This is a genomic window from Oleiphilus sp. HI0066 (genome assembly GCF_001635725.1).
Genome location: NZ_LWFH01001022.1, coordinates 1 through 1,599 on the forward strand (window position 1 = coordinate 1; position 1,599 = coordinate 1,599).

1 protein-coding gene and 1 pseudogene are annotated in these 1,599 nt (G+C 45.8%); both read right to left on the minus strand.

The window, feature by feature from the left end; translation table 11 throughout:
• Window positions 1-726, minus strand: a pseudogene (gene eno, locus A3738_RS12160) (phosphopyruvate hydratase); the annotation flags it as partial.
• A gap of 35 nt (window positions 727-761) precedes the next feature.
• Window positions 762-1,599, minus strand: an 838-nt coding sequence (gene kdsA / locus A3738_RS12165; protein WP_068763612.1) for a 3-deoxy-8-phosphooctulonate synthase, incomplete at its 5' end; no start/stop codon positions are given.

Genomic DNA, 1,599 nt, shown 5'->3' on the forward strand with positions numbered 1-1,599 from the left:
TGTAATGTCATCACCTAGAGCGTAGCCGGCATCGGCAACAGCCGTTTTAATGACTGCCAATGCATCAGCATTAGACGCTAAGTTAGGCGCAAAACCACCTTCATCACCAACAGCTGTGTTCAAGCCTTGAGATTGCAACACTTTCTTCAATGCGTGGAAAATTTCAGCACCCGCACGAAGCGCTTCAGCGAACGTAGGCGCAGATACTGGTTGCACCATAAATTCTTGGATATCAACATTGTTATCTGCGTGCTCACCACCGTTCAGGATATTCATCATTGGAACAGGCATCGAGTATTGACCAGACGTACCGTTCACATCAGCGATGTGTTCATACAATTCAACACCCTTCGCTTGCGCTGCTGCTTTTGCAGCCGCAAGAGAGACTGCCAAAATCGCATTTGCGCCAAGCTTTGCTTTGTTCTCTGTACCATCAAGATCAATCATGATCTGATCAAGTTCACGCTGAGCCGTCACATCTTTACCGACTAACGCGGCACGAATGTCTTCGTTAATACCAGCAACCGCTTTCAATACACCTTTACCAAGGTAACGCGACTTATCACCATCACGAAGCTCTAAAGCTTCACGTGATCCAGTCGAGGCACCAGAAGGCGCACAAGCCGTACCAACAACACCAGACTCAAGAATAACGTCGGCTTCCACTGTTGGGTTGCCGCGTGAGTCCATAACCTCACGGCCTTTAATATCAGCGATCTGAAACATTTGTACTTATCTCCAAGTATTACTTTTATGGACTGTTAAACAGTATCCAAAGGTTCAAAATTCTTCACGAGTTCGTCAATAGCTTTGACGCGCTCTAAAAATGGTTCTAATTGCTCAAGTCGCAATGCACAAGGGCCATCACACTTAGCTTGGTTAGGGTCGGGATGCGCCTCTAAAAATAATCCGGCCAACCCTTGCGACATACCTGCGAGCGCTAAATCGGTCACTTGCTCGCGACGACCACCTGCAGAATCAGCACGTCCGCCCGGTTGTTGAAGTGAATGCGTCACGTCAAAGAAAACTGGATATTCGAAGCCCTTCATCACGCCAAAACCCAACATGTCCACAACAAGATTGTTGTAGCCAAAGCTCGATCCGCGTTCACATAAAATCAGCTGGTCATTTCCCGCTTCAACACATTTATTCAATATGTGCTTCATCTCTTGAGACGCGAGAAATTGTGCTTTCTTAATATTAATAACTGCATTAGTCTGAGCCATCGCGGTCACAAGGTCTGTTTGGCGCGACAGGAATGCAGGCAATTGAATAATGTCACAAACCTCAGCAACCGGTGCTGCTTGATAGGGCTCATGCACATCTGTAATCACAGCAACGTTAAACGTGTTTTTTACTTCTTCAAAAATACGGAGCCCTTCTTCCATACCTGGACCACGGAACGAAGTAATCGAAGAACGATTTGCTTTATCAAACGACGCTTTAAAAACGTAAGGAATATTTAGTTTTTGGGTGACTTCTACGTACTTCTCAGCAATTTGAAGTGCCAGATCTCTTGATTCCAGCACATTCATCCCACCAAATAACACGAAAGGTTTGTCGTTCGCGATTTCGATATCGCCAACCTTCACTACTTTT